We start from the raw sequence: 3,074 nt of genomic DNA on the forward strand, positions 1-3,074 counted from the left end.
AAATAGCCTCTGTCAGGTTGATCGTCGTTGCCATCGTTTTCAGCAATGCTGAGTCGATCTCGTTTGCGAGCCGTCTCCATGCTTCCCTACGCTGCGTGGCCGGGCGCGTCACACTGTTGATGCCAAGGAGGCTCACGCCTCGCAAAATGAACGGTGCGACAGTTGCCGGAAAATCGAGCCCTTGTGCGAGACCGCAGGCGGCAACGGCGCCATTCTCCCGAGTGCCCGCACATGCATTGGCGAGCGTGTGGCTGCCAACGGAATCGACGGCCGCCGCCCAGCGCTCCTTTTGCAAGGGGCGGCCGGGCTCGGACAGCGTACGGCGATCGATAATCTCGGCGGCGCCGAGCCCATGCAGATAGTCGGACTCCTCCATACGGCCCGTCGATGCGACAACGCGATACCCAAGCTTCGCGAGGAGTGCGATTGCGATGCCACCGACCCCACCGCTTGCCCCTGTGACGAGCACATCGCCTTGCGCGGGCGTCAACCCGTGACGCTCGAGCGCCATGATGCACAGCATCGCGGTATATCCCGCGGTGCCGATCGCCATCGCCTGTTGCGTCGTCAGTCCTTGCGGCAAGTGAGTCAGCCAATCGCCTTGGACCCGCGCTTTTTGCGCGAGCCCCCCAAAGTGCTGTTCGCCGACGCCCCAGCCGTTCAGCACGACCTTGTCTCCCGTAGCAAAGTCGGGATGCGTGCTCGTTTCGACGGTACCCGCCAAATCGATGCCGGGAATCATCGGAAAGCTTCGAACGATCGGCGCTTTGCCGGTAATGGCCAGCGCGTCTTTGTAGTTCAACGTGCTGTATTCGACGTTGATGAGTACGTCGCCGGGCGGCAGGCGAGCATCATCGAGCGTCGCGAGTTGGGCCTGGTAGGTGTCGTCGCGCTTGTCGACGAGGATCGCATTGAACATGAGTGGCTCCGTTTTCTATCTATTGAAACCGGAATGCAGTGGCATTTCAAACATCGGCAGGCCGGCTTTCACGATTCATTGGCCTGTTGAGGCCATCAACTCGCAAGCCAGTGAGACTGCCGGGTGTCCGGTGCGGACCGGCAAATCATACAGGGCCATGGGCTGATCCTGCCCGACGGATAGCGCCAAGATGCGCATCGATGCACGGCACAGCCCCAAGATCACGATCCGCTGCCTGGGTCAGTGGGCAACGTGAAATGAAGAACGGCACCCTGCGGCCGGTTGGCGGTCACCCACAACCGGCCCCCATGAGCTTCGATGATTGAACGGCAGATCGACAGCCCCATCCCCAACCCGCCCGGCTTCGTCGTGTAAAACGGGGCGAAGAGATGCTCGGGACTCGCCGGGGCGAAGCCCGGCCCGGAATCTTCCACCGCGACCTGCACGCCATTCGGTTCGCCTCGAGCAGTGCTAATCCGCAACTCTCGCCGCCCTTCCACGATTTCGCGCATTGCCTGGACAGCATTGACGATGAGATTTAGGACGACTTGCTGCACTTGCACGCGATCGCCTTGAATGAGCGGCAAGCCTTCCCCGAGCGCCGTCTGAACCGAGGCGCCGTTCTTGAGCGCTTCGCCATGGGTGAACTCGATCACCTCGCGAATCGCCTCGTTGATATCGAGCCAGTCCTTGCGTGCAGGCGCTTTTTTGATGAGCTCGCGAATGCGGCTGATGACGTCGCCGGCGCGATTGGCGTCCTTGACGATATGGTCGAGCGCTTGCCGGACCTCCTCGAGGTCCGGCGGCCGTGCACCTAGCCAGCGCAGCGCCGCCTGGGCGTTGGTGATCGCCGCGGCGATGGGCTGGTTCACCTCATGGGCAATCGAGGCCGTAAGCTGCCCCATGGTGGCGACGCGGTTCGCATGCGCGACCTCCATCTGCATCTCGCGGTAGCGTCGCTCGCTCTCGCGGGCTTCGGCTTCCGCCCTCTTGCGCTCGGTCAAGTCGAGCACGAAGGCGACGCCCTGGTCCGGGAGCTCGCCGAAAGTCGCCGCACCAAGCAGCACCGGCACGCGGGTGCCGTCCTTGCGGAAGTACTCCTTTTCGTAGGTTTTGCAGCTTCCGCTCGCCCTAAGTTGCGCCACAGCCCCTTCGTCAGCGCTGCTCCATTCCCAAGGGGTCAGCGCCGTCCAGCGCACGCGACCCGAAACGAGGTCGTCGCGGCTCTTTCCAACAATATGAAGAAAGGCTTCGTTCGCCTCGAATATCCGCCCCTGGAAGTCCCAAATGAATATTCCGATGATGTTGGCGTCGACCAAACGTCGGATTTTGGCTTCACGTAGTTCGAGATCGCGATACAAACGCGCAACCTCCAGCGCGATGGCGGCCTGCGAAGCGAGCAGCTTCAGCACTGCACTGCGGGCGGGCGCGAAGACCCGGCGGGCGAGATTGTTCTCGAGGTAGAGCCCGCCGATCAGCTTGGCCTGGGTGATCAAGGGCACGCAGAGTATGGAGCGGGCCTGGTGCTCGCGGATATAGGGATCGGCAGAAAACGGGGGCTGGGCAGTGGCATCGTCGAGAATGACGCTCTCGCGAGTGCGCAGGACATAATGCAGCACTGACTCCGGTAGCACGGCCGCGGTCACGGGCTGATCGCGCAACTGCACGACGACCGTGTCGCCGCCCGTTGTCGCTTGCGCCTCGATCCGCGGCTCGGACCCGCGCGGAATGATCAACAGACCTCGCTCGGCACCTGCCTGCTCGATGGCGGTGCGCATCAGTGTCTCGATCAGTTTTTCAGGAACGATCTCTCCCGAGACGGCCTGCGACACTTTCATCACAGTCGCGAGGTCGAGGTGTTCTACCGCCGCCCCAATCGTGGTCGTCGGGCCGGGTACAGGCGCGTCCTCCCTGAGGTGTGGATAGACTTCTTCGAGTTGTCGCACCTTTCCATCGGCGCCCCAACGAAGGTAGGCATAGCGCGCGTTGCGCAGATACGCCCGCGCAAACTCGTCGAAGCCACGCGCCGCGTAGAAACGCGCTGCACATTCGTAGGCAAGCGCCTCATTGTGGATAAAGCCGTTCGCGCGGGCCGAGCGGATCGCCAGTTCGTAGAGGTGTTCGGCATCGAGCTCGCGGCCGTCAAGGCGAGCAA

The 3,074-nt window shown here is 62.6% G+C and carries 2 protein-coding genes; both read right to left on the reverse strand.

Annotated features, from left to right (window positions below):
* Positions 1 to 919: MDR family oxidoreductase (locus VL598_RS11640; RefSeq protein ID WP_325326874.1), on the reverse strand; the 919-nt coding region annotated here is incomplete at its 3' end.
* Between the two features lie 221 nt (positions 920 to 1,140).
* On the reverse strand, positions 1,141 to 3,074 hold a 1,934-nt coding region (locus VL598_RS11645; RefSeq protein ID WP_325326875.1), incomplete at its 5' end, for a GAF domain-containing sensor histidine kinase.

The organism is Trinickia sp. (assembly GCF_035492435.1).
In the GTDB taxonomy this organism is placed as follows: Bacteria; Pseudomonadota; Gammaproteobacteria; order Burkholderiales; family Burkholderiaceae; genus Trinickia.